Annotated in this window: 3 protein-coding genes; all 3 read right to left on the bottom strand. The window is 75.0% G+C overall.

Annotation, left to right across the window (positions count from 1 at the left end):
- Window positions 1-267: 267 nt before the first annotated feature.
- Complete coding sequence (locus M8J74_RS43910; RefSeq protein ID WP_249841739.1) at window positions 268-855, bottom strand: DUF3515 family protein; 588 nt, start codon at window positions 853-855, stop codon at window positions 268-270.
- Between the two features lie 82 nt (window positions 856-937).
- Entirely contained in the window at window positions 938-2,377 is a 1,440-nt protein-coding gene (locus tag M8J74_RS43905; protein ID WP_249841738.1) for a HAMP domain-containing sensor histidine kinase, read from the bottom strand.
- Window positions 2,378-2,845, bottom strand: a 468-nt coding sequence (locus M8J74_RS43900; protein ID WP_249841737.1) for a winged helix-turn-helix domain-containing protein, incomplete at its 5' end; no start/stop codon positions are given.

The following is a 2,845-nucleotide window of genomic DNA, read 5'->3' as shown; positions in this document are numbered from 1 at the left end:
GTGAACCAGCCCCACCCGCTGACATGGTGGTCGTACCAGAACATCACGGCACTCACCCTCTCGCGGCCGGACCGCCACGGACCGGACCCGTGACCGCTGCCCGGCGTCTCCCCCTCACCATCCCGCCCGCCAGGGGCCCGGGCATGGGCCGGTGGGGACAGCGCACCGGGCCGTTGGACCCTCCCGCACCACCCCGGCCGAGAACGGGGACGCCGGCCCCGGCCGCCCACCAGGCCATCGGCCCCAGCCGCACCCGAGACGCCGGTCTCAGCCGGGCAGGGGGACGTCCTCGTCGCCGACGCACCGGCCGTGCTGCGGCACCGGTGCGACCACCCGGCTCATCGCCACCAGCACCTCGTCCGTCCCGGCGAACCGGCCGGACATGGTGATCTCGACGGCGGGATCGCGGCCGTAGGTGACGAGGACCCGGCGGGTGCTGCCCGGTCTCGCCGGGCGCCACACCCAGTCCACGCCGTCGACGCTCAGGCACGCGTCCGTCGTCGGGGCGGGCGGCTCGACGCCGCAGCGTGCGGTGATGTCACCGCCGCCCCACACGCCGACCCCGGGCAGCGAGGTGCCGTCGCGGCCCCGCCCGCCGAAGCCGTCCGGGTACGCCCGCGCGATCCGCGCGCACTGCGGTGTGCCGCCTCTGGCGGCCGCCTCGATCCCGGAGTCCGGCGCGTTCATCTCCCGCGCCACGAGCAGGCCCCCGACGACGGCCCCGGCACCGGCCAGCACGACCGCCAGCCGCACCCGTCGCCCGCGCGGCCCGCCCAGCACACCCCGTACGTCCTTCACACCCCGGTCCTCCCCCGCGGCGGTCACGTCCGCCGTCCCGGACGGGAAGTCTTCCACCGGCACCGGCCCCTGCCGGCACTGGCCCCACCGGCACCGACCCCCGCCCGCACCGGCCCCACCCGCACCGGCCCTCCGCGGCTCACCCGCCGTCGCGCACCCCGTTCGTCGGGATGCCGCCGACGGTGAAGCCGATCACCGCGCCGCCTCCGTCGCGCTGGAGGGCGAAGGGGGCCCCGCCGTGGGCCATCGCCACCTCGCGCACGATCGACAGCCCCAGCCCGGAACCCGGCAGGGACCGGGCGTCGGCGGCCCGGTAGAAGCGGTCGAAGATGCGGATCAAATCGGGGTCGGCGACGCCGGGGCCGCGGTCGAGGACCTCCACCCGGACCGGGCCGGGCCGGGCGGGGCCGTGCACGGCGATCTCGATGGGGCCGCTGCCCTCCCGGTCGAACTTGGCCGCGTTCTCGACGAGGTTGGACAGCGCGCGGGTGAGCATGCCCGGCCGGCCGTCGGTCGTGGTGTCGCCGCTCGCGCGGACGGTGATCTCGCGTCCGGTACGGCGCCGCGCCAGCCCGGCGACGTCCTCGGCGATGTCGGCGAGGTCCACCCGCTGCGGCGGCTCGGTGTCCGACTGGCCGGCCGCCAGGTCCACCAACTCGTTGACCAGATCGGTCAGTTCGCGGGCCTCCTGGCCGAGGTCGGCGACGAGTTCCTCGCGGGTGGCGGGCGGCAGCTCGTCGATGCGGCGCAGCAGGGAGATGTTGGTGCGCAGCGAGGTCAGGGGGGTGCGCAACTCGTGGCCGGCGTCCTGGACGAGCCGGCGCTGGTCCTCCTCGGACTGGGCCAGCCGCCCCAGCATGCGGTCGAAGGCGCGGCCGAGGCGGCCCACCTCGTCGTAACCCGCGACCGGTACCTCGATGCCGAGCTGCCGGGTGCGCGCGACGTCCTCCGCGGCCGAGGTCAGGATGATCAGACGGCGGGTGATGCGCCGCGCCAGCCACCAGCCGAACAGACCGGCGGCGGTGACGACCGCGCCCATCAGGATCAGCGTGCGCTGCTGAAGGGCCCGCAGCAGGTCCTCGGTGTCGCTGAACTCCTGCGCGACCTGGACCGCGCCCCGCCCGTCGCCGAGCGCGACGGTGGCGATGCGGTAGACGTCCGCGTCGACGTCCACGTCCTTGTGCTCGACCATCTTCCCGGCCGTGCGGGCGACCGCGATCCTGCGGTCCTTGGCGATGACGGGCAGCCCGGGGCTCCCGGAGTCGACGACCTTCCCGTCCGGCCCCAGGACCTGCACGTCCGTGCGGGCCGGACGGACGATGTCGTGGCCCGGCGCCGAGGAGGAGAAGTCGTCCGGCGTCATCCGGTGCTGGCGGACCTCGTCCCGCAGGTCCTGCACCACCTGGTCGAACACGGACTCCTGGTCGACCCGCACCAGCCGCGCGGCGGCGTTGTACGACAGCACGCCGACCAGCACGGTGACGGCCGCGGTGACCGTCGCGAACGACACGGCGAAGGTGGTGCGCAGGGAGACCAGCCCGGGCCGCCGTCTGGCCAGCAGCCGCCGGAGCCGGCCCACTCAGTCCTCCCGCAGCACGTAACCCACGCCACGGACCGTGTGGATCAGCTGCGGGGCGCCGGGCTCGTCGAGCTTGCGGCGGAGGTAGCCGACGTAGACGGCGAGGTTCTTGGAGCCGGGGCCGAAGTCGTAGCCCCAGATCCGGTCGTAGATCGTCGAGTGGTCGAGCACTATGCCGGCGTTGCGGACGAGCAGTTCCAGCAGCTCGAACTCGGTGCGGGTCAGCTCCAGCTCGCGCTCCCCGCGCCAGGCGCGCCGCGCCTGCACGTCCATGCGCAGTCCGGCCGCCTCGATCTGCCGGTCGGTGGACGCGGGCGGGACCTCCTTCGGTACGTCGACGACGGCGCCGTTCTCGGAGGCCGTCCGGCGCAGCAGGGCGCGCAGCCGGGCGAAGACCTCCTCGACGTCGAAGGGCTTGACGACGTAGTCGTCGGCGCCGGCGTCCAGACCGGCGATGCGGTCGGCGGT

Origin of the sequence: Streptomyces panaciradicis, from assembly GCF_023516615.1 — a bacterium.
Taxonomy (GTDB): domain Bacteria; phylum Actinomycetota; class Actinomycetes; order Streptomycetales; family Streptomycetaceae; genus Streptomyces; species Streptomyces panaciradicis.
The sequence above is the reverse complement of the archived record's forward strand: the minus strand, read 5'-3'. Positions and strand labels throughout refer to the sequence as shown.